Below are 22,814 nucleotides of genomic sequence, written 5' to 3'. Positions count from 1 at the left end.
CCTCGATATCGCGTCGTACAAACAAGGCGGTCGCGCGCGCCTGGCACAGAAGGGAGATCGAGCGCCGCCCGCGCGGCGCTTCGCGGGTAAACCCGCGCCTACGCTTGTTTCGGGCCAACTAGGCCTGTGGGATTAACGCGCGAACGCCTTGGCGCACGCCTCGATATCGCGTCGTACAAACAAGGCGGTCGCGCGCGCCTGGCACAGGAGAGACTGGCCAGAAACAAACGTAGGAGCGGGTTTACCCGCGAAGCGCCGCGCGGGCGGCGCTCGATCTCATAGGCGCTGCAAGGGCTGTGTCAGGCACCTTGTGACCCTCACACAATCTCTAACCCCGGTGAATCAATCCACACGCGCCAGCGGGAACAGCCGCTTGAAGTTGGCGGTAGTCTGCTCGGCCAACTGCTCATAACTGGCCCCACGCAACGAAGCCACATACTCCGCCACCTCCCGTACATACTGCGGCAGGTTCGGCTTGCCCCGGTGCGGAATCGGCGCCAGGTAGGGCGAATCGGTCTCCACCAGCAAGCGATCGACCGGCACCTGCCGCGCCACTTCCCGCAAGGCATCGGCATTGCGGAAGGTCACGATGCCCGACAGCGAAATGTAATAACCCAGGTCCAGCGCCGCCTTGGCCATGTCCCAGTCTTCGGTGAAGCAGTGCAGCACGCCCGCTTGCGGCAGGCTCGCCTCACGCAGCAGCGCCAGGGTATCGGCGCGCGCCGCCCGGGTATGCACGATCACCGGCTTGCCGGTCTGCCTGGAGGCCTCAAGGTGCAGGCGGAACGAAGCCTGCTGCAGCTCTGCCGCCTCTGGCTCATAGTGGTAATCCAGCCCGGTTTCACCAATCGCCACCACATGCGGGTGGGCCAATTCGCGCAACAGCCACTCCAACGCCGGGGTTTCGCCAGGGGCCAGGTCCAGTGGGTGCACGCCCACCGAGCAGTCGACGTCAGCGTACTGCTCGCTCAGCGCCTTCACTGCACCCGCATTCTCGGCACTGACGCCAATGCACAAGAAATGCCCGACCCCACGCTCACGCGCCGCCTGCAGGGCAGCATCGAGGGAGCCCTGGTGGGCACTGAGGTCAAGACGGTCGAGGTGGCAATGGGAATCTACGAGCATGGGATAACGGCACACATGAAAAATGGGAAATCAGCGGGCACCCGGCAGTTGCAGCCAGTGAGCCAGCAGGGATTCAAGCAACAAGGCACGGTTGAGGTTGGCCTTGCCCAGCACCTTCTGGCGCTGCTCGAGGATCCAGGCCTGCACTTCCAGCACCTTGGCCTGGCGGCTCTTCTGCGCCAGGTATTGCACGACCTTGCGCATATCGGCCAAGCCTAACCCTTCCTCGTCCTGGGTCAACTGATAGCGTAGGATCAGGTGCGACCAATCGCAGAACCAGTCGAACAGCAGCAACAACGGCACTCCGCTCCAGGCATCGGCCAGCTGGCTGGGCGATTGCTGCTGCTTGAGCAGCTTCTTCACCCCATCGGCCACCAGCGCGCGTTGCTCGCGCACACCCTGCGCCTGCAGGCTGACCGCCATCAATGGCGAGCCCGCTGCCAGCGTCAGCAGCTCATCGCGCTCGACCTCGTCGCAGTCGGGTAACGCGCCAGCCAGCCATGCCTGGCTCTGGGCCAGGCTGGGCTGCGGGCAGGCCACCTGCTGGCAGCGGCTCTTGATCGTCGGCAACAGACGGCTGGGCTGGTGCGTCACCAGCAACAACACGGTGTCACCGGAAGGTTCTTCAAGGCTTTTGAGCAGGGCGTTTGAGGCGTTTACATTCATCGCCTCCACTGGCTCGATCAACACCACCTTGCGCCCGCCCAACTGCGCGGTCTGCACCACAAAGGCCACCAGCTCCCGTACCTGGTCGACCTTGATCGGCTTGTCAGCCTCCTCCGGCTCGAGGACGAAGTTGTCCGGGTGGCTGCCGGCCTTGAGCAACAGGCACGACTTACACGCCCCACAAGCGTCCAGGCCCTGCGGCTGCTGGCACAACAGGCGCGCCATCAGGCGCTCGGCCATGGCCCGCTTGCCAATACCCTGCGGCCCATGCAGCAGATAAGCGTGGGCGTGGCGGCTGCGACCGGCCAGTTGCTGCCACAGCGCCTGCTGCCAAGGGTAGGCCTCAGCCACGGCAACGCTCCAGAATGCCTGGCAGCAGAGCGTCGATGTCACGCTGAACAGCCTCCAGGGATTGTGCCGCATCAAGCAGGCTGTAGCGCTGTGGCGCGCCTTGGGCGCGCTGCAGGTACGCCTGGCGCACTGCTTCGAAGAACGCCTGCCCTTCCTGCTCGAATCGGTCCAGGCGGCCACGGGCGGCGGCGCGGGCAAGGCCCACTTCTACCGGCAGGTCGAAGACCAGGGTCAGGTCCGGGCGCAGGCCGCCCTGGACGAATTGCTCCAGAACCGCGATACGCTCTACCGACAAACCACGACCGCCGCCCTGATAGGCATAGGTGGCGTCCGTGAAACGGTCACACAGCACCACAGCCCCGCGTGCCAGCGCCGGGCGGATGACCTGCGCCAGGTGCTGGGCGCGAGCGGCGAACACCAGCAGCAGCTCGGTGTCGGCCGCCATGCCTTCGTCGCTGGGCGTCAGCAACAGTTCACGCACCTTTTCCGCCAGCGGCGTACCGCCTGGCTCACGGGTCAGCACCACGTCCAGGCCGTGTTCGCGCAGGCGCGCGGCCAGGTAGTCGCGATTGGTGCTCTTGCCCGCGCCTTCGGGGCCTTCCAAAGTAATAAACAAGCCGCTCACAGGCAGTCCTTAATGTTGTTCGTCAGGCGTCGGCCGCTCGGCCGCTTGTGCACCGCCAGCAGGGGCATCCTGCGCGGGGGCTTCATCGGGGGCTGGCTGCGCAGTTGGCTCGTCCGCTGCTGGGGGCTCAGGGTGCTGCGCATCGTCGGCGCCCGACGCCTGTTCGGCATCATCGGCCCTTGGCTTGGCCTCTTGCTGCGGCGCAGGACTGGAGCGGTAGTCCGACCGGCGCTTGAGCTGGAACTCGCGCACTGCCGAATTGTGGTCGTCGAGGTCGTCGGAAAACACATGGCTGCCATCGCCGCGGGCGACGAAGTAAAGGCTGGTGCCATTGGACGGGTTCAGCGCCGCGTGAATCGCCTCGCGGCCGACCATGGCGATCGGGGTCGGTGGCAGCCCAGTCATGGTGTAAGTGTTGTAGGGCGTTGGCTCGCGCAGGTCGGCGCGGGTGATCTTGCCGTTGTAGCGTTCACCCATGCCATAGATAACCGTCGGGTCGGTCTGCAGCATCATACCCAGGCGCATGCGCCGCACGAACACACCGGCGATCTGCCCGCGCTCCTGCGGAATGCCGGTTTCCTTTTCGACCAGGGAGGCCATGATCAGCGCCTGGTACGGGTCACGATACGGCAGGTCGGTGGAGCGCTCGGCCCACTCCTTGGCCAGCACTTCGTCCAGACGCATGTAGGCCTGCTGCAGCAACTCGACATCGGTCATACCCCGCACGAAGCGGTAAGTGTCGGGGAAGAAGCGGCCTTCGGGGAATACACCGGTATGGCCGAGCTTGTCCATGACCTCGGCATCCGACAAGCCGTCCAGGGTATGCTTGATCTTTTCATGCTTGGCCACGGCCGCACGCACCTGGCGGAAGGTCCAGCCTTCGACCAGGGTGAGGTTGTACTGCACCACGTCGGCACGGCGCCAGGCGTCGAACAACTGCTCGACGGTCATGCCAGGGGTAAGACGGTACTCGCCAGTGTGCAAGGGGGTGCCGGCCATGTTGAAGCGCCAGTACAAACGCAACCAGACGGCATCGTCGAGCAACCCTTCTCGTTGCATGCTGTAGAACATGCGGTTGGGGTTAGTGCCATTGGGCACATCTAGCAGGCGTTCCTGCGTGACGTGCAGGGGCTGCTCCAGGACCGAGTTGACCTTCCAGGCCGACCAGCCAAACGCCAGGCCGGCAAGGATCAAGCCCATTTCCAGCAACAGCAGGAATTTACGTCTCACGAATTCAGGTTTCCAGTAACGTACGGGCAACGGCCTGCAGTTTACGAGTGAGCGGGCCCGGCGACCAGTTTAGCGCGGCTACGCCACACACGGGCCAAATGCCGTAAACGCTATTGCAAACAAATACTTCATCCGCTTGCTCAAGCGCCTCGAACGACAGGTCGCAGACGTGTGCCGCAATACCCAGCAGCGGGGCCTGTTCCAGCAGTGCGGCACGCATCACGCCCGCCACGCCACAACGGCTAAGGTCGGCGGTAAGCAGCACGCCATCACGCACCAGAAACAGATTGCTGTATACCCCTTCGATCACCCTGCCCTGCGCGTCACGCATCAGGCCTTCGGCATGGACGCTGTCCTGCCATTCGGCACGGGCCAGCACCTGCTCCAGGCGGTTAAGGTGTTTGAGACCGGCCAACAGTGGTTGTTCCCCAAGCCGGGTCTGGCAAGGGAACAAACGCACGCCATGCTCGGCATGCTCGACAGGATAACGGGGTAATGGACTGCCTTGCAGGATACGCCGCGGCGCTGCATCGACAGCTGGCGCATAGCCACGCTGGCTATCGCCACGGGTAAGGATGAGTTTGACGACACCCTCACCCAGCTGGCTGGCGTAACGCAGCAGCTCGTCGCGCACCAGCGCCAGATCGGTGTTGATCGCCAAACGCTGGCAGCCCAGTGCCAGGCGTGCAAGGTGGCCGTCCAGCAAGCTGGGCCGGGCACCTCGCACGGCGATGGTTTCGAACAGGCCATCGCCGTAGGCCAGGCCGCGGTTCTGCAGGTTGAGTGCAGTCGCCGGCTGGCCGTCGATCCAGCTGTGCATCAGTCGGCAAACCGGCGGAATACCAGCGAGCCGTTGGTGCCGCCAAAGCCGAACGAGTTGGACAGCACCACGTCGATCGGCATGCTGCGCGCCTGGTGGGGAACGAAGTCGAGGTCACACCCTTCGTCCGGCTCGTCCAGGTTGATGGTCGGCGGGGCCATCTGGCTATTGATTGCCAGCACGCTGAAGATCGCTTCCACCGCGCCTGCGGCGCCCAGCAAGTGGCCCGTCATCGACTTGGTCGAGCTGACCGCCAGCTTGTAGGCATGTTCGCCGAACACGCGCTTGATCGCCGCCACTTCGGCCACATCGCCCGCTGGGGTAGAAGTGCCGTGGGCGTTGATGTAGCTGACGTCTTCCGGCTGGATACCGGCATCGCGCAAGGCGTTGGCCATGCAGCGGGCAGCGCCTTCGCCAGAGTCAGGCGGCGACGTCATGTGGTAGGCGTCGCCGCTCATGCCAAAGCCAACCAGCTCGGCATAGATAGTCGCCCCGCGGGCCTTGGCGTGCTCCAGCTCCTCGAGCACCAGGGCTCCAGCGCCGTCGGACAACACAAAGCCGTCACGGCCCTTGTCCCATGGGCGGCTGGCCCGGCTTGGCTCATCGTTGCGGGTAGACAGTGCGCGCGAAGCGCCAAAACCGCCCATGCCCAGACCACAAGCGGCCATTTCGGCGCCACCGGCGATCATCACGTCAGCTTCACCGTAGGCGATATTGCGCGCGGCCATGCCGATGCAATGGGTGCCGGTGGTGCACGCAGTGGCGATGGCATAGTTCGGCCCTTGCAGACCCAGGTGGATCGACAGGAAACCGGAGATCATGTTGATGATCGAACCAGGCACGAAGAACGGCGAAATGCGGCGCGGCCCTGAATCGTGCAGGGTGCGGCTGGTTTCTTCGATGTTGGTCAGACCACCGATACCCGAGCCCATGGCCACGCCAATACGCTCGCGGTTGGCATCGGTGACCTCCAGGCCGGCATTACGCACGGCCTGGAAACCCGCCGCCAGGCCGTACTGGATGAACAGGTCGAGCTTGCGGGCCTCTTTGGCCGACAGGTACTGCTCAACCTCGAAGCCTTTCACCGAGCCGCCAAAACGGGTGGAGTAGGCAGACAGGTCCGTGTGTTCGATCGGACCGATGCCACTGCGGCCAGCCAGAATGCCCTGCCAGGTGCTCGGTACATCGGTACCCAGTGGCGACAGCATACCCATACCGGTGACCACGACGCGTCTACGCGACACAGTACTCTCCTTTTCTAATAACAGAGTCTCTTGCCATTGCATTCAAGTGCTGGAATGAAATGGCAACAGGCTCTTGGTGCGCGGTGAACGAAGCCGCCTGAAAAATGCGAGGCGCTCGCAAAGAAAAAACCGCACGCCGGCGAAGGCAGTGCGGTTTTCCCCGACAAGAAACGTCGACTGTAGCGTCTTAGGCCTGGTGGGCTTTGACGTAGTCGATGGCAGCTTGAACGGTAGTGATCTTCTCGGCTTCTTCGTCAGGGATTTCGGTCTCGAATTCCTCTTCCAGAGCCATCACCAGTTCAACGGTGTCAAGCGAATCGGCACCCAGGTCATCGACGAAGGACTTCTCAATAGTCACTTCTTCTTCCTTGACGCCCAGTTGCTCGGCGACGATTTTCTTGACGCGTTCTTCGATGGTGCTCATACCTAGTTTTCACTCCTAATGGATATATGTCAGGCAGCTGGCCGGTGGCTAATTTTATAGAAAGACGTTCGCTTTTCAAGCAAAACGCACCTTCAGGCTAGTCACCACACCCGCTGCCTGGAATCTGGTTGCAGCTTTATAACGGATTTTAGGCTCGCAGTATGACTCTTTTTTTACGAAACCCGTCACATTGAGTTGCAGTATTACATGTACATCCCGCCGTTGACCGGCACGGTAGCGCCGGTCACGTAGGCGGCGCCGTCGGACGCCAGGAACGAAACCACCTTGGCAATTTCGTCAGCCTGGCCCAGGCGGCCCAGCGGAATCTGGGTCTGCAGGGCTTCGCGCTGAGCTTCTGGCAGCTCGCGGGTCATGTCGGTATCGATGAAGCCTGGGGTCACCGAGTTGACGGTGATACCACGCGAACCCACTTCACGCGCCAGGGCGCGGCTGAAACCTTCCAGACCGGCCTTGGCAGCCGCGTAGTTGGCCTGACCTGCGTTACCCATGGCACCAACGACCGAGCCGATGCTGATGATACGACCCCAACGCGCCTTGGTCATGCCACGCAGCACGCCCTTGGACAGACGGTAGAGGCTGTTCAGGTTGGTGTCGATGACATCAAACCACTCGTCGTCTTTCATGCGCAGCATGAGGTTGTCGCGGGTGATACCGGCATTGTTGACCAAGATGGCCGGCGCGCCGAACTGCTCGCCAATGGCGCCCAGTACGGCTTCAACCGATTCGGCGCTGGTCACGTTCAGCTCCATGCCAGTGCCGGTAATGCCGTGTTCTTTCAGGGTGGCAGCGATGCGCTCGGCACCGGACGCCGACGTGGCGGTACCGATCACGGTCGCGCCCTGGCGGCCCAGCTCGAGGGCGATGGCCTGACCAATACCACGGCTGGCGCCGGTAACCAGTGCAACTTTACCTTGCAGGCTCATGCAAGCTTCTCCAAATCAGGCCAGTGCCGCGCGGGTGGCAGCAACGGCGTCAGGGGTGTTGAGGTTGTAGGTGGTCACGCCGTCGGCGCAACGCTTGTTAAGGCCAGCCAGGACCTTGCCCGGGCCACACTCGACCAGGTTGACCGCACCGTTGGCGGCCAGGGTCTGCACGCACTCGACCCAGCGTACCGGCTGGTACAGCTGTGCCAGCAGGTCGTGCTTGAGGGCATCGAGGTCGGCGGCGACGGCGGCAGTGACGTTCTGCACCACCGGAATCTGCGGGGCCTTCCATTCGATGGCATTGACCGAATCGGCAAAGCGCTCGGCGGCGGGCTTCATCAGGGCGCAGTGCGACGGGACGCTCACCGCCAGTGGCAGGGCGCGCTTGGCACCTTTGGCCTTGCACAGTTCCATGGCGCGATCTACCGCTGCCTTGTTACCGGCGATGACCACCTGACCAGGCGAGTTGAAGTTCACGGCGCTGACCACTTCATCCTCAGCGGCTTCGGCGCAGATTTCCACGACCACAGCATCGTCCAGGCCGAGAATGGCAGCCATGGCGCCGTGACCGGCCGGTACGGCTTCCTGCATCAGCCGACCGCGGCACTCGACCAGGCGAACGGCATCTTTCAGGCTGATGCTGCCGGCGGCGACCAGGGCACTGTATTCGCCCAGGCTGTGACCGGAAACGAAGGCCGGCTTGGCACCGCCCTCTTCCAGCCACAGGCGCCACAGTGCGATGGACGCCGTGAGGATTGCCGGCTGTGTCTTGTCGGTCTGGTTAAGTTGCTCTTCCGGGCCGTCCTGGACCAGCTTCCACAGGTCGTAGCCGAGCGCTTCGGACGCTTCCTTGAAGGTTTCGATGATCACTGGCTTCTCGGCGCCGAGCTCGGCGAGCATGCCCAGCGACTGGGAACCTTGACCGGGAAAGACGAATGCGAGGGATGCAGACATTGAACAAGCCCTTATGATCTTGTCGTCGGATAGTGTGCGCCAGGCCCGAGGCCAGGCGCGGAATCTGAAAACTTGGATGGAAACACAGACCAAGCGGTCACATTTAAGCACTTCATCGGCGAAATGCCTAAGGCAACAGGTCTTCAAGGCGGCCATGCAGCCGCTGCGGCAGGTTTTCCTGAATTTCGATCAGCGCCCGCTGGATGGCACTCTGAAACCCCTGCACGCCCGCCGAGCCATGACTCTTGATGACGATACCCTGTAGCCCCAGAAAGCTCGCCCCATTATGCCGCGCCGGCGCCAGGTCGGCCTGCAGACGCTTGAGCAGCGGCATGGCAACGGCCCCGGCAACGCGGGCAAAAGCACCGCCCTTGAACAGTTTTTCGATGCGCGCACCGATCATCGTCGCCAAGCCCTCGCTGGACTTGAGCAGTATGTTGCCGACAAAACCGTCGCACACCACCACGTCTGCCTCACCCCGGTACAGGCCATCCCCTTCGACGAAACCGACATAGTTGAGCCCGCGGGCGCTCTGCAACAGCGTGGCAGCCAGCTTGACCTGCTGGTTACCCTTGATGTCCTCGGTACCGATGTTCAACAGCGCCACGCGTGGCCGATGCACACCCAAGGCCTGAGCGGCCACCGAGCCCATTACCGCGAACTGGTAGAGGTTTTCGGCACTGCAGTCGACATTGGCGCCCAGATCGAGCAGTTGACAGTAACCTGTCTGGGTCGGGATCGCCGCCACCATGGCCGGCCGGTCGATACCCGGCAAGGTCTTGAGCACGAAGCGCGACAACGCCATCAGCGCCCCGGTATTGCCGGCACTGACACAGGCCTGGGCTTTTCCGTCGCGCACCAGTTCGAGGGCGATGCGCATCGACGAATCCGGCTTGCCGCGCAACGCCTGGGATGGCCGCTCGTCCATGCCGACTACCTCACTGGCGGCCACAATCTGCAGGCGCGCGCGATCCGCAGCTGGCAAGCCACTGATGAGATCTTCAAGGAGGGAGGGTTGACCGACGAGGGTCAGGTGGAGCGAGGGGGTAGCCGAAAGGCAGGCAATGCTAGCCTGGACAATGCTGCGGGGACCGAAGTCCCCGCCCATTGCGTCGATCGCGATGACCTGAGCGGACAAGGATTACTCGTCAGCGCCCTTGTCAACCACTTTACGACCACGGTATACGCCTTCTGGCGAAACGTGGTGACGCAGGTGAACTTCACCGGTGGTTTTCTCTACCGACAGCGCGTTTTCCGACAGAGCGTCGTGCGAACGGCGCATGTCACGGGCAGAGCGGGATTTTTTGTTCTGCTGAACAGCCATAATTGATTAACTCCTAAACGTTTGGGTCACGCTTTAACTGCGCCAAAACACTGAACGGGTTGGACCGCGATACCTCGTCCTTGCTCGATTCGGGCTCGTCTGCGCCCGCCGGCTGCTGGCATTCTTCCGGATGATGAGCAGGCACGATTGGCAAGGCGAGCAAAAGCTCCTCCTCGACCAATGCCTGCAGATCCAAAGGATCTTCGCCCAGTTCCAGCACGTCATAGCCTTTCGGCAACGACTGGGTATTCGCACCCTCCTTCACCACGGCGTATGTACATTCGCTGTGGACCGGTAGGGTGACCAGCTCAAGACAACGCTGGCAAACCATCTTGACTTCGACGTCCAGCTCGCTGTGGATGACCACCACGTGCTGTTCATCTCGTTCAAAATCGAACTTCGCCTGCACCGTACCGACATTGTCGGAAAGCGGGTCGCAGAGTCTTTCCAAATCAGCGAGTTGCAGCGAACCGTTAAGGGTTACGCCACGATCGGCTAATTTGCGCGGGTCAACGTGAGGTGGAATCGGGTCATTCAACATAGGCGCAGCATTCTAGGGATGCCCCCCGCCCCTGTCAAAGGAAATTAGGCGGCATCGTGCGTGATAGAATTGGTTCAACCGAACCCGGAGTCTACCATGCTTCCTTTGTTACTGGCTTCCAGCTCTGCCTATCGCCGCGAACTGCTCGCTCGCCTGCACCTGCCCTTCACCTGGGCAAGCCCCGATATAGACGAGCAGCGCCGGCAAGACGAGCCAGCCGTTGAACTGGTACGCCGCCTTGCCAGGCAAAAAGCCGAGGCCTTGGCGGGCAGCCATCCCAGGCACCTGATTATCGGGTCGGACCAGGTAGCTGTACTGGGCGAACAGGTGCTGGGTAAGCCGCACACCTTCGAGCGGGCTTGCGAGCAACTGCTGGAGTGTAGCGGGCAGCAGGTGAGCTTTCTGACTGGGCTGGCACTGCTGAACAGCGCCACCGGGCAATGCCAGGTGGATTGCGTGCCGTTTACCGTCACGATGCGCGAATTGAGCCGCGAGCGCGTGGAGCGCTACGTCGCGACGGAACAGCCGCTGGATTGCGCAGGGAGCTTCAAGGCGGAGGGGTTGGGGGTGAGCCTGTTCCAGAGCACCCATGGGTGCGATGCAACCAGCCTGATCGGGCTGCCGCTGATTCGGCTGGTGGATATGCTGACCAAGGAAGGGGTGATGGTTCCATAGCCTGGCTGGAGATTTTGGCGCCCGACGGATCGAGCGCCGCCCGGGAGGGTGGACGATTGGGGATATTGGCCGGCGGGTCCGGCCTATTCGCGGGTAAACCCGCTCCTACAACGCACCGTTGGGCACCCCGATCGATGAGCGGGCCTGCGCGCAACGCGCCGCGCGGGCGGCGCTCGATCTGCCAGACACCACAAGAACTGCGACGAACTCAACGCAACTGCGGCCCCTGGAACCCCATCCACATCGCCAGGTGCTCAGCCACGCTGGCCCCCACGCGCTTGGAGAAGCGATCGAAAGGCGACTCCTGAACGGTGAAGTCCACCAACTCCTTCTCCCCCACGATCTCGCGCGCCACATAGCTGGCACTGCCCAAGCCATCCACCAGCCCCAGCGCCTTGGCCTGCTCACCCGACCAGATAAGGCCACTGAACAACTCCGGGTGCTCCTTGTCCTTCAGGCGCTCACCGCGCCCCTGCTTGACCATGGCGATGAACTGCTGGTGCGTGGTATCCAGCACGCCCTGCCAGAACCGGGTCTCTTCTGGTTTTTCCGGCGAAAACGGATCAAGGAACGCCTTGTGCTCACCCGATGTATAGGCACGCCGCTCGACCCCAAGCTTCTCCATGGCACCAACAAAGCCATAACCCGCCGCCGTCACCCCAATGGAACCCACCAGGCTGGCCTTGTCGGCATAGATCTCGTCCGCCGCACTGGCGATATAATAGGCACCGGAAGCCCCAAGATCAGCGATCACCGCATACAGCTTGATGGCGGGATATTCGGCACGCAGGCGCCGGATTTCGTCATACACGTAACCCGCCTGCACCGGGCTGCCACCCGGGCTGTTGATGCGCATCACCACAGCCTTGGTCTTGTCGTCCTTGAACGCCTCTCGCAGGCTCTTGACGATATTATCGGCGCTGGCAGCCTCCTGATCGGCAATCACCCCCCGCACCTCGACCAACGCGGTATGGCTGGCACTGCGCGAAGCGGCCTTGTCCATGTCCATCAGCGGCGAGAACAACGCCAGAATGCCGAACAGGTAGACGAAGGTCAGCAGCTTGAAGAAGATCCCCCAGCGCCGCGACCGTCGCTGCTCCTGCACGCTGGCCAGCAAGGTCTTTTCCAGCAGCTTCCAGCTGCTGCGCTCTTCGCGCTCCCCGGGCTCGGCCTCAGGGGCTTTCCATTCGTCTGCCATGCTTACCTACCTTGGAAATGGAATTGCGGAACCACCCAGCCACTCGCGCAACTGGGAAAAGTGATCGATACATACCTGCGGGCCAAACTCGGCCAGCGCCTGCAGCGACATGGCACCATAACCAACCGCCACCGAATGCATGCCGGCATTGCTGGCCATCTGCAGGTCGAATGCCGAATCTCCGACCATCAGCGCACGCGACGGTTCGACGCCACAATGCCCGAGGATTTCCTCAAGCATCAGCGGGTGTGGCTTGCCACGGGTCTCGTCAGCGGCACGGGTGATGTCGAAGAAACGCTCCCAGCCATTGGCCTTGAGCACCCGATCCAACCCGCGACGGGCCTTGCCGGTGGCCACCGCCAGGCGGTAACCCTCGGCGCGAAAGGCATCCAGCGACTCGACCACGCCATCGAACAGCGGCGAAGGTTGCTGATCCAGTGCAACGTAGACATCGGCATAGTGCTGGCGGAAGCTGGCAACCTCTGCGGGCCCCAGGTGCGGGTACAAGGTGTGGATCGCCTCGTCCAAGGCCAGACCGATGATGCCCTTGACCGCATCGTCGCTGCTCTGTGCCTCGCCGGCACGCTCTGCGGCGACATTCATGGCCTCGACGATACGACCAATGGAATCGGCCAGGGTGCCGTCCCAGTCGAAGATCAGTAGCTCATAGCCTTTTTTCATGGGTCAGGATGCACTCAAACGTTCAACGGTCTTCGCCCAGACCTCATCCACAGGCGCCTCGAGCTTCAACTCGCCACCGTCGGGCAGCGGTACAGTCAACGCGTAGGCATGCAGGAACAGGCGCTTGCCACCCAACTCGCGAATTTCCCGGCTGAAGTCTTCGTCGCCGTATTTGCTGTCGCCAGCGATCATGTGCCCGGCATGCAAGGTGTGCACGCGAATCTGATGGGTACGACCGGTGATCGGGCGCGCCTCGACAATGGTGGCAAAGTCGCCAAAGCGGCGCAGCACGCGAAACAGGGTCAGCGCCTCCTTGCCTTCATCGTTCACTTCGACCATGCGCTCGCCGGAACGCAGGTTGCTCTTGAGCAACGGCGCGTTGACCTGCTTTTTCGAGGTGGGCCAGTGGCCGCGCACCAGCGCCATGTAGCGCTTGTCGACACCATCGCCGCGCAGTGCGGCATGCAGGTGGCGCAGCATGCTGCGCTTCTTGGCGATCATCAACAGGCCAGACGTGTCGCGATCCAGGCGGTGCACCAGCTCCAGCTCCTTGGCGTCCGGGCGCAACTGGCGCAGCGCCTCGATCACCCCGAAGCTCAGGCCACTGCCGCCGTGCACGGCGATGCCGGCCGGCTTGTTCATCACGATAAGCGCTTTGTCCTCGTAGACAATGGCGGCTTCCAGACGCTGCAGCAGGCCTTGGGCCACCGGCGCCGGCTCGTCTCGTTCCGGCAAGCGGACGGGCGGAACCCGCACGATGTCGCCGGCCTGGATCTTGTACTCCGGCTTGACACGGCCCTTGTTGACCCTCACCTCACCCTTGCGCAGGATGCGGTAGACCAGTGTCTTGGGCACGCCCTTGAGGGCCGTGATGAGGAAATTATCAATGCGTTGGCCGGCGAGCTCCGGCGCGACTTCGATCAGCTGAACGCCGGAAGTCGGAGGGGTATTGGTCGTCATTACGGGATCATAACAATTTTTTATGGAATTGAAGCACTTAATCATTGCTGCTATAGTCGCGAACGCCGCCAAAAGCGGCAGGCCAGCGGCACCAGGCTCTTTGCCGGTCCCTGACCTTCGCAATTCTCCAGGACGCGAGGCCGTCCTACGGGGTTTTCGCCAGTTTACCGAAATGCCTGGAATCGCCACCAGCGCCGTGTAGAGAAGACCGAAAAAAAACGACAAGTGCGGTGTTTCACCTGCTTACCCGATTCTTTTCGCTGCACCTCTGCCCGCGAGTCGCTTCCACGCAACGCCCGGCGAATGCTTCGGAAATACCTGCCTTGGACATGAATGGCGCCAGCGCAGAACCAGCGCTGGCGAAAAATGCAACCCGTTGCGGATTCAGCGCGCGGCAGCACCCGAATTATCAGGGATACGTGCAGGGTGGAGATGCACAGCCCTCGGACCGTGTAGCACCGCGTCCGGCCACCAGCCCACTGACGGTTGGTGAGCGGATAAGGTCCTGAACAGATGCCCTCCGGGCGTCCACGGCTGACGGTTGATTCCTCCTCCTGACTGAGTGCACAAGGCCCGCTTGGTTGATTCGGATACCTATTCGAAGCCACCGGGGCCTTGTTGGCACCGCAGCAAACAGGACGCGTCGTCGCGACAACGGCAGGCTGGGCAACCGGCTGGTGCCGAACGTCGCTCGACACGGGGGTGGCCCGGCCACCCTTTGCGCACCTTGGCACCGACCATGAGACGTCGTGTGTGCCGAACGCCGTTTCCGGCAGCCCGGAAACCGACGGTACAACATGAAAAGAATGCTGATTAACGCGACTCAACCCGAAGAGTTGCGTGTAGCCCTGGTGGACGGCCAACGTCTCTACGACCTGGACATCGAGTCCGGCGCGCGCGAGCAGAAAAAGGCCAACATCTACAAAGGCAAGATCACCCGCATCGAACCCAGCCTCGAAGCCGCCTTCGTCGACTTCGGTTCCGAACGTCACGGCTTCCTGCCGCTGAAAGAAATCTCCCGCGAGTACTTCAAGAAGGCCCCAGAAGGCCGGGTCAACATCAAGGAAGTGCTCAGCGAAGGCCAGGAAGTCATCGTTCAGGTCGAGAAGGAAGAGCGCGGCAACAAAGGCGCCGCCCTCACCACCTTCATCAGCCTGGCCGGCCGCTACCTGGTGCTGATGCCCAACAACCCGCGTGCCGGTGGCATCTCGCGCCGCATCGAAGGCGAAGAGCGCAACGAACTGCGCGAAGCCCTGAACGGCCTGACCGTACCGGGTGACATGGGCCTGATCGTGCGCACTGCCGGCCTTGGCCGCAGCAGCGAAGAAATGCAGTGGGACCTGGATTACCTGCTGCAGCTGTGGACCGCCATCAAGGAAGCGTCCCTGGACCGCGCCGCGCCATTCCTGATCTACCAGGAAAGCAACGTTATCATCCGCGCCATCCGCGACTACCTGCGCCAGGACATCGGCGAAGTGCTGATCGACAGCATCGACGCCCAGGAAGAAGCGCTGACCTTCATCCGCCAGGTGATGCCGCAGTACGCCAGCAAGGTCAAGCTGTACGAAGACAGCGTGCCGCTGTTCAACCGCTTCCAGATCGAAAGCCAGATCGAGACCGCCTTCCAGCGCGTGGTCGACCTGCCGTCCGGCGGTTCGATCGTGATCGACCCGACCGAAGCCCTGGTGTCCATCGACATCAACTCGGCGCGCGCCACCAAAGGCAGCGACATCGAAGAAACCGCCCTGCAGACCAACCTGGAAGCGGCCGAGGAAATCGCCCGCCAGCTGCGCCTGCGTGACATCGGCGGCCTGATCGTCATCGACTTCATCGACATGACCCCGGCGAAGAACCAGCGCGCCGTTGAAGAGCGCGTTCGTGAATGCCTGGAAGCCGACCGCGCCCGCGTGCAGGTAGGCCGCATCTCGCGCTTCGGCCTGCTGGAAATGTCCCGTCAGCGCCTGCGCCCATCGCTGGGCGAAAGCAGCGGCATCGTCTGCCCACGCTGCTCCGGCACCGGCATCATCCGTGACGTCGAATCGCTGTCGCTGGCCATCCTGCGCCTGATCGAAGAAGAAGCCCTGAAGGACCGCACCGCCGAAGTACGTGCTCAAGTGCCGATCCCGGTAGCCGCGTTCCTGCTGAACGAAAAGCGTAACTCGATCACCAAGATCGAGCTGCGCACCCGTGCGCGCATCATCATCCTGCCGAACGACCACCTGGAAACCCCGCACTTCGAAGTCCAGCGCCTGCGCGACGACAACCCTGAAGTGCTGAACAACCAGTCCAGCTACGAAATCGCCGCCGCCGAAGCTGAAGAAGCGCCGCAGCCGACCGCCACCCGCACCCTGGTACGCCAGGAAGCCGCAGTGAAGACGGCCCCGGCCCGCGCCAACGCACCGGTACCGGCCGCCGCTGAAGAGCCCCAGCCTGCCGCCCCGGTCGCCCCTGCCCCGAGCGCTCCGGAGCCAAGCCTGTTCAAAGGCCTGGTGAAGTCGCTGGTGAGCCTGTTCGCCGGCAAGGACGAGCCTGCCGCCGCGCCAGTGGTGCCCGCCGCCGAAAAACCGGCTGCCGAGCGCAGCCCGCGTAACGAAGAACGCCGCAACGGCCGCCAGCAAAGCCGCAACCGCAACGGCCGCCGCGACGAAGAACGCAAACCGCGTGAAGAGCGTGCCGAGCGCGCACCGCGCGAGGAACGCGCCCCACGCGAAGAACGTGCACCGCGTGAGGAACGTGCCCCACGTGAAGAGCGTGCACCGCGTGAGGAACGTGCCCCACGTGAAGAGCGTGCACAGCGTGAAGAACGTACTCCGCGCCAGCCACGCGAAGACCGCCGTAGCAACCGCGGCGAAGAGCGCGTTCGCGAGCTGCGCGAACCGCTGGACGCCACCCCGCCAGCCGAACGCGAAGAGCGCCAGCCGCGTGAAGAACGTGTAGCCCGCGAAGAGCGTGCTCCACGTGAAGAACGCGCACCGCGTGAAGAACGTGCTCCACGTGAAGAACGCGCACCGCGTGAAGAACGTGCTCCACGTGAAGAGCGCGCACCTCGGGAAGAACGCGCTCCACGCGAAGAACGCGCCCCGCGCCCACCACGCGAAGAGCGCCAACCACGCGCTGCCGAAGAAGCAACCGAGCAGGCTGCCGAACTGGCCGAAGAGCAACTGCCAGGCGAAGAGCTGCTGCAAGACGAGCAGGAAGGCACCGATGGCGAGCGCCCACGCCGCCGCTCCCGTGGCCAGCGTCGTCGCAGCAACCGTCGTGAGCGTCAGCGCAATGCCAATGGCGAGCTGATCGACGGCAGTGAAGAAGAAGGCAGCGAAGAGCAGCCACAACAGCACCAGGCCACCGAGCTGGGTGCCGAACTGGCTGCCGGCCTTGCCGTGACAGCTGCTGTCGCCAGCAGCAACATCAGCTCCGATGCAGAAGCCCAGGCCAACCAGCAGGCCGAGCGTGCCACAGCCGAAGTCGCTGCCGTTGCAGAAACCGACAACAGCGAAGCCGCCCAGCCGGTCGAGCAGGCCGAAGCGGTCACCAAAGCTGAAGAAGCGTCCGTGGCCCCAGCGGTCGAGCAGCCGGTCACCGAGCCAGTGGCCGCAGCCGAGGCAACTGCCGAGCCTGTGGTCGAAATGGCTCCGCAGCCTGTCGCTGAAGATGCACCTGCTGTTGAGCCGGCCGTGGTTGCAGAAACCGTGGTCACTGAAACCCCAGCAGAAGCCCCAGCGATAGAAGCCGGTGAAATCGAACAGGCCCCGGCCATGGTCGAAGTCGCTCCGGTTGCCGCACAGCCTGCCCCGGTTGTCGAAGCCCAGCCAGAAGTGGTGGCCGAGCCTGCACCTGCAGTGGTCGAACCTGCCACTGTCATGCTGGCCAACGGCCGTGCACCGAACGACCCACGTGAAGTGCGTCGCCGCAAGCGTGAGGCCGAGGCTGCTGCCAAAGCGGCACAGGAAGCTGCTGCAGCCTCCCAGGAACCAGCCTTGGAAACCGCCGATGAGCACAAACCTCATCACGGCTGATAGCCAAAGCTGAATGAAAAAGCCCCGCCAGTGCGAACTGGCGGGGCTTTTTTTGGTTTGCCTGACGGGCCTCTTCGCGGGTAAACCCGCTCCTACAATGGCCTGTGTCCAACCCCCGATGTGTGTTCACCACCAATCAGCGTGTAGGAGCGGGTTTACCCGCGAATACGGTAGCGGCGGCAACGGTGAACGGCGGGTGGAAATTGGCCACCAGGCCCGGCCCTTTCGCGGGCAAACCCGCTCCTACGGGGGTTCACAGCCGGCAAATCAGTAAAGATTAGGCTCCATCTCCAGCTCAACCCCAAACCGCTCGAAGATATCCGCCTGAATCTTGCGCGCCAGCGCATGCATCTGCGCTCCGCTCGCCTGGCCATAGTTGACCAGCACCAGCGACTGCAAGCGATGCACGCCAGCATCACCCTCACGATGACCCTTCCAGCCCGCCTGCTCAATCAACCAGCCCGCCGCCAGTTTCACCTGGCCATCCGCCTGGGGGTAAACCACAACCGCGGGATACTGCGCACGAATTCGCTCGACCCGATCAGCCGTTACCACCGGGTTCTTGAAGAAGCTCCCGGCATTGCCAAGCTCTACCGGATCTGGCAGCTTCTCGCGGCGAATGCTGCAGATTGCATCGCTGATCGCTTGCGCGGTCAGCTCGGTAACACCCTGCTCAGACAGGCGTTGGCGCACCGGGCCGTAATCCAGATGAGCGTGCAGGGTGCGGGTCAAGGCAAAGCGCACACGCAGGATCAACCAGCGGCCGGGGTTGCGCTTGAAAAGGCTGTCGCGATAGCCGAAAGCACATTCCGCCAAACTGAAGTCACGCAGCTCGCCCGTCTCACGGTCCAAGGCTGTCAGCCCGGCAAATACGTCCTTGATCTCCACCCCGTATGCGCCCACGTTCTGCATCGGCGCAGCACCCACGGTGCCGGGGATCAGACTGAGGTTCTCCAACCCGCAATAGCCCTGCGCCAGCGTCCACTGCACAAACGCGTGCCACGGCTCACCGGCCTCGGCTTCGACCACGATACGCTCGCCATCGTCACTGAGCACACGCCGACCGCGGCTGGCCATGTGCAGCACCAGTGCATTGATATCGCGGGTCAGCAGCAGGTTGCTGCCACCCCCGATCACCAGTACCGGCAAGCCCCTTTGCTGTGCCTGGCCCAGCGCCTGACGCACCTGCTGGTCGTCCTGCACCTGGCTGAAATAGCGCGCCTTCACGTCGATGCCGAAGGTATTGTAAGGCTTGAGCGATACCTGCTCCTGCCACTGCACTGTCATAGACGCCCCTTGATTTCCAGTACCAGCGCCTGGCAAGCCGCTTCCACCAGATCCAGCACCTGCTCGAAGCCGTCGGCGCCACCGTAGTACGGGTCTGGCACTTCATCCAGGGCTGCACCGTAGCGGCGCAGGAACAGGTCGAGTTCGCCCACTGCCGTTGACGGGCGCAGGGCGCGCAGATCGCGCAGGTTGTGCTCATCCATGGCCAACACCAGGTCGTATTCGGCGAAGTGCGATGCCTTGACCTGTTGGGCACGTTGCTGCGACAGGTCGTAACCGCGCGCCAGCGCCGCCTTGCAGGTGCGGCTATCTGGCGCCTTGCCGACATGCCAATCGCCGGTGCCGGCAGAAGCCACCTGCACCTTGTCAGCGAGCCCGGCGGCGTGCAATTGATGGCGCAGCACGCCTTCGGCGGTGGGCGAGCGGCAGATGTTGCCCAGGCACACGAACAGGACGCGCATCAGGCCTCCAGCAAGCGCCGTACGCGCTCCAGATCCTCAGGGGTGTCGACACCCACGGCAGGCGCCTCGATGGCATCCTCGATGTGAATGCGTACGCCGTGCCACAGGGCACGCAGCTGCTCCAGCGCTTCAGCCTGCTCGAGCCAGCATGGGCCCCAGCTGACGAAGTCGTGCAGGAAGCCGACACGGTAGGCGTACATGCCAATATGACGGCGATAGGGCACCCCTTCCGGCAGCACGTCGCGGGCCTTGGCAAAGGTATCGCGGGCCCAGGGCAGCGGCGCTCGGCTGAACGTCAGGGCCAGGCCGTTCTTGTCACTCACCACCTTGACCGCGTTCGGGTTGAACACGGTTTCCGGCTCATGGATCGGCTCGGCCAGGGTGGCGATACCGGCTTCCGGATGCGCCGCCAGGTTGGCCGCCACCTGGTCGATGATCACCGGCGGGATCAGCGGCTCGTCGCCCTGCACGTTGACCACAATGGCGTCAGCCGGCAACCCTAGGTACGCGGCCACTTCGGCCAGGCGGTCAGTGCCCGATTCATGATCGGCACGGGTCATCAGCACTTCAGCACCGAAGGCCTGGCAGGCTTCGAGGATGCTGGTGTCGTCGGTGGCGATGACCACACGGCTGGCACCGCTCTTGCGGGCCTGCTCCCACACATGTTGCACCATCGGCTTGCCGGCAATCAGCAGCAGCGGTTTGCCTGGCAGGCGGGTGGAGCGCAGTCGGGCGGGGATTACTACCGTAAATTCCAGGCTCATTTGTCAAGACGCTCGTCGTCGGTCAGGGTGCGTGCCTCGCTTTCCAGCATGACCGGGATACCGTCGCGAATCGGGTAGGCCAGGCCAGCGCCCTTGCTGATCAGCTCGGTCTTGTCGGCGCTCAGCTTGAGCGGCCCCTTGGTGATCGGGCAGGCCAGGATATCGAGCAGTTTGGTGTCCATTGGAGGCTTCCTTTAGGCCAGGTGGCCGGAAATTGAAAACGGGCTCAGGGTTTGCGCAACAAGCGTTGCAGCTGGTTGTCGAACCAGGCGCTGAAAGCCGGCGTAGGCTGCGCTTCGACGGCCAGGTACCACCAGTCGTCAGCGGCAAAGGCCCGGCATTTCACCGCGTCCTTCTCGGTCATGACCAGCGGCAGTGGCGGGCTGAAAGCCAGGCTCCGGGCACTGAACTGCGCATGGTCGGCGAAGGGATGCGGCACCGGCTGCCAGTTTAGCCCCAGCAGGGTGTTGAAGAAACGTTGCGGGTTGCCGATACCGGCCACCGCATGCAGGCGCTGGCCGGCGGGGAAATGGTCGAGCGCACGGCGCTCGCCAGTGCGCACGTTGACCAGGGCCGACGGCTGCAGGCGGAAACCAAAACCCTCGGTGCGGTCTTCGCTGGCGCCGTTGAACAGCACCGCGTCAGCCTCACGCAAGCGGTCGGCCGGCTCACGCAACGGCCCCGCCGGCAGGCAGCGGCCATTGCCCAGGCCGCGGGCAGCGTCGATCAGCACCAGTTCCAGGTCACGGGCCAGGCGGTAATGTTGCATACCGTCGTCGCACAGGATCAGGTCGAGGGGTTCGCTGGCCAGCAATGCCTGCACGGCACGGGCGCGATCCGGGTCGATCATCAGTGGCACGCCGGTGCGTTGCACGATCAGCAGCGGCTCGTCGCCCGCCTCATCGGCCGGCTGATCGGCCTGCACCCGCCAGGGCAGCCGTGGAGGCCTGGCACCATAACCGCGGCTGACTACGCCCACCTTCAGCCCTTGCTGGCGACAGTGTTCGATCAACCAGAGAATCATCGGCGTCTTGCCGGTGCCACCGACGGTGATGTTGCCCACGACAATGACCGGTACCGGTGCCCGGTAGCTGGCACTGTCACCCCTTAGAAAACGTGCCCGCTTGCGCGTGACCACGCGGCGATACAAGGCCTCCAGCGGACGCAGCAGCGCCAGCGCCGGATGCCCGGCGTACCAGGCAGCGAGCAAGCGGTCGGCGAAAGCCATCAAGGCGTGCCCTGGGCCGCCTCGACGGTGGTCATGCGCAACTGGCTGAAACCGAGCTTGCCGGCAGCATCCATTGCGGTGACCACAGCCTGGTGCGGGGTCTTGCCGTCAGCGCTGATGGCCAGCGGCAGCGTGTTGTCGCCACCCGACTCGCGCGCTATGGCCTCGCTCAGGGTGGCCAGGTCGCTTTTGGGCAGCAGGTGGTTGTTCACCGAATACACGCCTTCGGCGCTGATGGTGATTTCCACCAGCTTGCCCGGGTCGGTCGGCGCCGGCTCGGCGCTGGTGGCTTCGGGCAGCTCGACGCGCAGTTGCGTTTCGCGGGTGAAGGTGGTGGTAACCACGAAGAACAGCAGCAGGACGAACACCACGTCGATCAGCGACGCCAGGTTGATGTCGACGTTCTCCCGCTGGCGATTGCGCCGGAACTTCACGCCTTGCCTCCGGCCACTTCCACTTCACGGTCGCCCTGGATCACTTCCACCAGCTTGATCGCCTCCTGCTCCATGCCGACCACCAGCTCATCGATGCGGCGCAGCAGGAAGCGGTGGAAGAACACCGCCGGGATACCAACCATCAGGCCTGCCGCAGTGGTGACCAGGGCCTTGGAGATACCACCGGCCAGCACGGCGGCGTTGGCAGTCATCTGCGAGCCCATGAAGGCGCTGAAAATGTCGATCATGCCCAGCACGGTGCCCAGCAGGCCCAGCAGAGGCGCCATGGCGGCAATGGTGCCGAGGGTGCTGATGTAGCGTTCCAGTTCGTGGATGACGCGCGAGGCGGCCTCCTCGATGCACTCTTTCATGATTTCGCGACCATGGCGCGAGTTGGCGAGGCCCGCTGCCAGGATTTCGCCCAGTGGCGAATCGGCCCGCAGTGCCTTGAGCTTGTCACTGGTCAGTTGCTTGTCCTTGATCCACATCCACACCTGGCCCAGCAGGTGGGGCGGGGTGACGCGGCTGGCACGCAGGGTCCACAGGCGCTCGACGACGATAGCCATGGCAACGATGGAACTCAGAATGATCGGCAGCATCATCCAACCACCGGACTTGACCAATTCCCACACAGTAAACGCCCCTTCGGAAAAAGGCCGCCACTCTACCATAGGCGCGCCGAGGGCTCATCTGCCGGAGGTCAGGGAATTAGCCTGTCGGGCTACCGGGTCGGCCCTCTGGGCCTTGCAGTACCTGTGGCAGCGGCTTTACCCGCGAAAGGGCCAGATCAGCCACCCCCCACATCACGCCAGAATCGCCGTTGTCGGCGCACACCCTCAACCTCCCCATGCCGCCCCAGCAC

At 63.3% G+C, this 22,814-nt stretch carries 24 protein-coding genes; 2 read left to right on the top strand and 22 right to left on the bottom strand.

Annotated features, from left to right (window positions below):
• Positions 1-342: 342 nt before the first annotated feature.
• From AC3WLP_RS25775 to AC3WLP_RS25720, 12 genes are all read right to left on the bottom strand, one after another.
• Complete coding sequence (locus AC3WLP_RS25775) at positions 343-1,125, bottom strand: TatD family hydrolase (protein ID WP_012053288.1); 783 nt, start codon at positions 1,123-1,125, stop codon at positions 343-345.
• Positions 1,126-1,155: 30 nt separating this feature from the next.
• The gene (locus AC3WLP_RS25770) at positions 1,156-2,142 is read right to left on the bottom strand and encodes a DNA polymerase III subunit delta' (RefSeq protein ID WP_003247167.1); all 987 of its coding nucleotides are present in this window, start codon (positions 2,140-2,142) and stop codon (positions 1,156-1,158) included.
• Positions 2,135-2,767, bottom strand: a complete 633-nt coding sequence (tmk, locus tag AC3WLP_RS25765; RefSeq protein ID WP_088513098.1) for a dTMP kinase — start codon at positions 2,765-2,767, stop codon at positions 2,135-2,137. The genes AC3WLP_RS25770 and tmk overlap by 8 nt, the downstream gene beginning before the upstream one ends.
• A gap of 9 nt (positions 2,768-2,776) precedes the next feature.
• Positions 2,777-3,997 carry an endolytic transglycosylase MltG gene (gene mltG, locus AC3WLP_RS25760; protein ID WP_012053290.1) on the bottom strand — a complete coding sequence of 407 codons (1,221 nt, stop codon included), beginning with the start codon at positions 3,995-3,997 and terminating at the stop codon, positions 2,777-2,779.
• Positions 3,998-4,001: 4 nt separating this feature from the next.
• Positions 4,002-4,817 carry an aminodeoxychorismate lyase gene (gene pabC / locus AC3WLP_RS25755; protein WP_012053291.1) on the bottom strand — a complete coding sequence of 272 codons (816 nt, stop codon included), beginning with the start codon at positions 4,815-4,817 and terminating at the stop codon, positions 4,002-4,004.
• A complete protein-coding gene (gene fabF / locus AC3WLP_RS25750; protein WP_003247162.1) occupies positions 4,817-6,061 on the bottom strand; it encodes a beta-ketoacyl-ACP synthase II in 1,245 nt (414 codons plus the stop codon). The genes pabC and fabF overlap by 1 nt, the downstream gene beginning before the upstream one ends.
• 187 nt (positions 6,062-6,248) lie before the next feature.
• Positions 6,249-6,485 carry an acyl carrier protein gene (gene acpP / locus AC3WLP_RS25745; RefSeq protein WP_012053292.1) on the bottom strand — a complete coding sequence of 79 codons (237 nt, stop codon included), beginning with the start codon at positions 6,483-6,485 and terminating at the stop codon, positions 6,249-6,251.
• A 203-nt stretch (positions 6,486-6,688) separates the two neighbouring features.
• Positions 6,689-7,429, bottom strand: coding sequence for a 3-oxoacyl-ACP reductase FabG (gene fabG, locus AC3WLP_RS25740; protein WP_012053293.1), 741 nt, complete (start codon positions 7,427-7,429; stop codon positions 6,689-6,691).
• 15 nt (positions 7,430-7,444) lie between these two features.
• Positions 7,445-8,383: an ACP S-malonyltransferase gene (gene fabD, locus AC3WLP_RS25735; RefSeq protein WP_088513097.1), complete on the bottom strand. Its 939-nt coding sequence runs from the start codon at positions 8,381-8,383 to the stop codon at positions 7,445-7,447.
• Between the two features lie 127 nt (positions 8,384-8,510).
• Complete coding sequence (plsX, locus tag AC3WLP_RS25730; protein ID WP_014754064.1) at positions 8,511-9,521, bottom strand: phosphate acyltransferase PlsX; 1,011 nt, start codon at positions 9,519-9,521, stop codon at positions 8,511-8,513.
• A 3-nt stretch (positions 9,522-9,524) separates the two neighbouring features.
• Positions 9,525-9,707: a 50S ribosomal protein L32 gene (rpmF, locus tag AC3WLP_RS25725; RefSeq protein ID WP_003247154.1), complete on the bottom strand. Its 183-nt coding sequence runs from the start codon at positions 9,705-9,707 to the stop codon at positions 9,525-9,527.
• A gap of 13 nt (positions 9,708-9,720) precedes the next feature.
• A complete protein-coding gene (locus AC3WLP_RS25720) occupies positions 9,721-10,248 on the bottom strand; it encodes a YceD family protein (protein WP_003247153.1) in 528 nt (175 codons plus the stop codon).
• Positions 10,249-10,344: 96 nt separating this feature from the next.
• Here AC3WLP_RS25720 and AC3WLP_RS25715 point away from each other — a divergent pair, with 96 nt between their 5' ends.
• Entirely contained in the window at positions 10,345-10,923 is a 579-nt protein-coding gene (locus tag AC3WLP_RS25715; protein WP_012053296.1) for a Maf family protein, read from the top strand.
• A 208-nt stretch (positions 10,924-11,131) separates the two neighbouring features.
• On the opposite strand, the gene AC3WLP_RS25710 is transcribed toward AC3WLP_RS25715, so the two are convergent.
• The 3 genes from AC3WLP_RS25710 to rluC are packed head-to-tail and all read right to left on the bottom strand — an operon-like array spanning position 11,132 to position 13,762.
• Positions 11,132-12,121, bottom strand: coding sequence for a S49 family peptidase (locus tag AC3WLP_RS25710; RefSeq protein WP_012053297.1), 990 nt, complete (start codon positions 12,119-12,121; stop codon positions 11,132-11,134).
• Between the two features lie 6 nt (positions 12,122-12,127).
• The gene (locus AC3WLP_RS25705; protein ID WP_014754067.1) at positions 12,128-12,802 is read right to left on the bottom strand and encodes an HAD family hydrolase; all 675 of its coding nucleotides are present in this window, start codon (positions 12,800-12,802) and stop codon (positions 12,128-12,130) included.
• A 3-nt stretch (positions 12,803-12,805) separates the two neighbouring features.
• Positions 12,806-13,762: a 23S rRNA pseudouridine(955/2504/2580) synthase RluC gene (rluC, locus tag AC3WLP_RS25700; protein WP_003247149.1), complete on the bottom strand. Its 957-nt coding sequence runs from the start codon at positions 13,760-13,762 to the stop codon at positions 12,806-12,808.
• 797 nt (positions 13,763-14,559) lie between these two features.
• On the opposite strand from rluC, the gene rne reads away from it, so the two are divergent.
• On the top strand, positions 14,560-17,778 hold the full coding sequence (gene rne, locus AC3WLP_RS25695; protein WP_492576350.1) for a ribonuclease E: 3,219 nt from the start codon (positions 14,560-14,562) through the stop codon (positions 17,776-17,778).
• A 267-nt stretch (positions 17,779-18,045) separates the two neighbouring features.
• Here rne and murB read toward each other — a convergent pair whose 3' ends face one another.
• The 7 genes from murB to AC3WLP_RS25660 are packed head-to-tail and all read right to left on the bottom strand — an operon-like array spanning position 18,046 to position 22,584.
• Positions 18,046-19,065 carry a UDP-N-acetylmuramate dehydrogenase gene (gene murB / locus AC3WLP_RS25690; protein ID WP_088513095.1) on the bottom strand — a complete coding sequence of 340 codons (1,020 nt, stop codon included), beginning with the start codon at positions 19,063-19,065 and terminating at the stop codon, positions 18,046-18,048.
• Complete coding sequence (locus tag AC3WLP_RS25685; RefSeq protein WP_004575950.1) at positions 19,062-19,526, bottom strand: low molecular weight protein-tyrosine-phosphatase; 465 nt, start codon at positions 19,524-19,526, stop codon at positions 19,062-19,064. The genes murB and AC3WLP_RS25685 overlap by 4 nt, the downstream gene beginning before the upstream one ends.
• The gene (gene kdsB, locus AC3WLP_RS25680; protein ID WP_003247143.1) at positions 19,526-20,290 is read right to left on the bottom strand and encodes a 3-deoxy-manno-octulosonate cytidylyltransferase; all 765 of its coding nucleotides are present in this window, start codon (positions 20,288-20,290) and stop codon (positions 19,526-19,528) included. The genes AC3WLP_RS25685 and kdsB overlap by 1 nt, the downstream gene beginning before the upstream one ends.
• Positions 20,287-20,472 (bottom strand): Trm112 family protein, encoded by a 186-nt coding sequence (locus AC3WLP_RS25675; RefSeq protein WP_003247142.1) that lies wholly within the window; start codon positions 20,470-20,472, stop codon positions 20,287-20,289. The genes kdsB and AC3WLP_RS25675 overlap by 4 nt, the downstream gene beginning before the upstream one ends.
• A 44-nt stretch (positions 20,473-20,516) precedes the next feature.
• On the bottom strand, positions 20,517-21,518 hold the full coding sequence (lpxK, locus tag AC3WLP_RS25670; RefSeq protein WP_003247136.1) for a tetraacyldisaccharide 4'-kinase: 1,002 nt from the start codon (positions 21,516-21,518) through the stop codon (positions 20,517-20,519).
• Positions 21,518-21,952, bottom strand: a complete 435-nt coding sequence (locus tag AC3WLP_RS25665; protein ID WP_014754073.1) for an ExbD/TolR family protein — start codon at positions 21,950-21,952, stop codon at positions 21,518-21,520. Before AC3WLP_RS25665 ends, lpxK begins: the two co-directional genes overlap by 1 nt.
• Complete coding sequence (locus AC3WLP_RS25660; protein WP_003247132.1) at positions 21,949-22,584, bottom strand: MotA/TolQ/ExbB proton channel family protein; 636 nt, start codon at positions 22,582-22,584, stop codon at positions 21,949-21,951. Before AC3WLP_RS25660 ends, AC3WLP_RS25665 begins: the two co-directional genes overlap by 4 nt.
• Positions 22,585-22,814 lie beyond the last annotated feature (230 nt).

It is taken from the genome of Pseudomonas sp. FW305-E2, assembly GCF_058782925.1.
The sequence above is the reverse complement of the archived record's forward strand: the minus strand, read 5'-3'. Positions and strand labels throughout refer to the sequence as shown.